Source organism: Gemmatimonas sp. (genome assembly GCF_044345575.1).
Classification (GTDB): domain Bacteria; phylum Gemmatimonadota; class Gemmatimonadetes; order Gemmatimonadales; family Gemmatimonadaceae; genus Gemmatimonas.
On record NZ_JBIJAW010000414.1, the window covers coordinates 1 to 2,724 of the forward strand.

At 67.7% G+C, this 2,724-nt stretch carries 3 protein-coding genes; 1 reads left to right on the forward strand and 2 read right to left on the reverse strand.

Translation table 11 applies throughout. The annotated features are described in order from the left end of the window. Nucleotides 1-874 (reverse strand): aminotransferase class V-fold PLP-dependent enzyme (locus tag ACIQ6O_RS15985; RefSeq protein WP_396208767.1); only part of this gene is annotated, 874 nt, incomplete at its 3' end. A 51-nt stretch (nt 875-925) separates the two neighbouring features. Continuing rightward, on the reverse strand, nt 926-2,038 hold the full coding sequence (locus ACIQ6O_RS15990) for a hypothetical protein (protein WP_396208768.1): 1,113 nt from the start codon (nt 2,036-2,038) through the stop codon (nt 926-928). Nucleotides 2,039-2,143: 105 nt separating this feature from the next. Between ACIQ6O_RS15990 and ACIQ6O_RS15995 the strand changes: the two genes are divergently transcribed. After that, nucleotides 2,144-2,724: fumarate hydratase (locus tag ACIQ6O_RS15995; protein ID WP_396208769.1), on the forward strand; the 581-nt coding region annotated here is incomplete at its 3' end.

Consider the following 2,724-nt stretch of genomic DNA (forward strand, 5'->3'; position numbering starts at 1 on the left):
CGAGCGCCGCCACCGCCAGAATGGGCGGCGTGCCGCAAAGGAATCGCGCGATACCGGCGGCGGGCTCGTACTCGTCGACGAACGCGAACGGGCGCGCATGCCCCATCCATCCGCCAAGTGGCGAACGAAGCGTCGCGTGGTGCCGTTCGGCCACGAAGAGAAACGCCGGCGCACCGGGACCGCCGTTGAGAAACTTGTAGCCGCATCCCACCGCCATGTCGGCACGGCACGCATTGAGCTGCAACGGCAGCGCGCCCACGGAGTGACTCAGGTCCCACAACACGAGCGCCCCCTTCGCGTGCGCCGCGGCCGTGATCGCCGCCATGTCGTACACATCGGCCGTCTTGTAGTGCACGTGCGTGAGCATCACCAGGGCAGTGTCCTCGGTGATGCGCGAGACGATCTCGTCGCGCGGCACAAGCTCGAGCCGATGGCCCGTACCCAGCGTGGCGATAGCGGTTTCCACCATGTACAGATCGGTGGGGAAATTGCCCGGCTCCGAGAGCACCGTACGCCGGCCCGTCTGCGCACCCAGCGCCGCCACGATGAGCTTGTGCAGGTTCACCGACGTGGAGTCGGCCACCACCACCTCGTGCGCCTCGGCGCCGACCAGTCGCGCGATCTTGCCACCCACCCGCTGGGGCGCACCAATCCAATCGGCACTGTTCCAGCTGCGAATGAGACCGGTCCCCCACTCCTCGTGCATGACCCGCGCCACCCGCGCCGGCGTCTCCTTCGGCAGCGCCCCGAGCGAATTGCCATCGAGGTAGATCACGCCTTCGGGGAGCGCGAACAGGTCGCGATACGGAGCCAACGCGTCGGCCGCATCGAGGGCGGCGACATCGGCGGTGGGAAAAACGGCGCTGTTGATCATGCGACGCGAGGAGAGGGCACGAATGGAAAGAGAACGGACACGCGCGCGTCGTCAGACACGCGCGTCAGTCGTGGAGCGATGGGCACCACCGAGGAACTTGTCGAGCGCCGTACCGCCGGTGCCGGTCGTATCACGTCCTGAGGCCGATGGCGCCACGATGTAGTCGTGGGCGAGCCGCATGTGCGCGTCGCGGAAGGCGGCAATCCGCGCGAGCGCGCTATTGTAGGCCCCCTGCAGTGCGGCACTGCCTTCCTGTGCCCGCGAACGCACCTGTGAATCGCGCTCGGTGTCTTCCACGAACGCGCGGTGCGGTGGCGGCATGAAGCCGCGCACGGTACGCAGATAGGCCCCTGCGGGGTGATCAGCGTGGTGCACGCCCAGCATGGCATCGAAGAGTTGCAGCAGTGCGCTCTGGGCGGCGCTGCCGCCGATGAGACGCTGCGGCTCCTCGGACACGCCCTCGTATACGACACCGGGCTGTGGCCACCCCGTCACGAATGGGCGCACCCGGAGGTAGTACGTCGCCGGGTCACACCAACGGCGCACCTGCTCGAGCGCCACATGCACCGCACCCATCCCCTCGGCGAACGCGTCGAGCGACCGGGCGAGTTCATCGTCGCTCCCCTCACGCGACTGGCGCACGGCGTCGGCCACCACAGGCAGCAGCGGCGCCCCGGCCAGCTCCACCCCCATGCTCGCGATGAAGAACCAGTCTTCGTCCACCCCGCCGAGGAACCGGATGATGGTGCGCGCGTTGTCCACCGAGAGCGGCTGCGTCGGGTCGACCAGGCGCCAGTTGGTGAGGCTGGTGGTGGCATAGTGCGCGATGGGGGGACGCCCCATGTCGTTGGCGAGGGTGCACAGCGGCACCGCCAGCGAGGCCGGCAAGCGCAGGTCTGGCTCGTCGCCCCCCCACACGTATGCGTTGGCGAAGTGGGTGAGCAGCAGCAAGGCGCGCTCGCGGTCACCGAAGGTGGCCAGCGGGGCAACATCGAGCACCGGCAGCCCGCGCACGACGCCGCGCAGCCGCCGCGAGCGAATGAGCGCCGACAGATCGGGCACGAGCGCGTCCCACCTGGCGAACGCGTCCGGCAAACGTGGCGGCAGCGGGACCGGTGGGACGAAGCCCGTGACCGGATCCACCTGGTAATGGGAGAGCGTCATCCGAAGAATCGTAGAGCGCGCCCGCGTTTCATGTCATTCGGTGTTTCTTCACCCGCATCCCCATCCCCGCCCCCGACCCCGCGCTCCCGTGGTTTTATTTAGAGCATGACCACCATCACCCAAGCCGACTTCATCCAGTCCATCGCCGACGCGCTCCAGCACATCTCGTACTACCACCCGCTGGATTACATCCACGCGCTGGCTGATGCGTACGAAAAAGAGCAGAGCCCGGCCGCGAAGGACGCGATCGCCCAGATCCTCACCAACTCGCGCATGTGCGCCGAAGGCCATCGCCCCATCTGCCAGGATACCGGCAGCGTGGTGGTGTTCCTCAAGGTCGGCATGAACGTGCGCTGGGACGCGACCATGTCCATTCAGGACATGGTGAACGAGGGTGTGCGCCGCGCCTATCTGCTCCCCGAGAACGTGCTGCGCGCGAGCATCGTGGCCGACCCGGCCTTCTCGCGCAAGAACACGCGCGACAACACCCCGGCCGTGGTGCACGTGGAACTCGTGCCCGGCGACAAGGTGGAAGTGAAGCTCGGCGCCAAGGGCGGCGGCTCGGAGAACAAGAGCAAGTTCGCCATGCTCAACCCGAGCGACAGCATCGTGGACTGGGTGCTCAAGACGGTCCCGCTTATGGGTGCCGGGTGGTGCCCGCCGGGTATGCTCGGCATCGGCATCGG

Coding starts and splice junctions, on each gene's coding strand:
- ACIQ6O_RS15990 (WP_396208768.1), bottom strand. CDS start 2,038: ATGACGCTCTCCCATTACCAGGTGGATCCGGTCACGGGCTTCGTCCCA.